General features: G+C 55.7%; 1 other RNA gene. It reads left to right on the top strand.

Annotation, left to right across the window (positions count from 1 at the left end):
• The first annotated feature begins 4 nt into the window (after positions 1 to 4).
• Positions 5 to 357, top strand: a transfer-messenger RNA (tmRNA) gene (ssrA, locus tag ACO0K4_RS19575).
• Positions 358 to 359 lie beyond the last annotated feature (2 nt).

Below are 359 nucleotides of genomic sequence, written 5' to 3'. Positions count from 1 at the left end.
AGGGGGGGGCGACATGGCTTCGACGGGGAATGGGATAGTTTGTGCTGCATGCCGAGCTTCTACTAACTCGTAAAACTGGTGGAGCACACACAAGTGCCGAAAATGACTTTGCACTCGCTGCCTAACTGAGCGGCGACAGCTCCTTAATGCGCGCTCGCGGGATTAAGAGGGCTGACGACTAGCGAGCTGGTCCGATGGCGACGCACTGGACACCTGAGGACGAGACAAAATTCGGTGCTGGCGGTGAAAACCCTGTCTATCGGTAACTTCACTGCGAGACTAAACGATAGACTAAGCATGTAGAGGCCTTATGAGTCTCTTTCTCGGACCCGGGTTCGATTCCCGGCGCCTCCACCAGT

The sequence above is a fragment of the Undibacterium sp. RuTC16W genome (assembly GCF_049339445.1).
In the GTDB taxonomy this organism is placed as follows: Bacteria; Pseudomonadota; Gammaproteobacteria; order Burkholderiales; family Burkholderiaceae_D; genus Undibacterium.
This window is presented reverse-complemented; position numbering and strand designations above follow the sequence as displayed.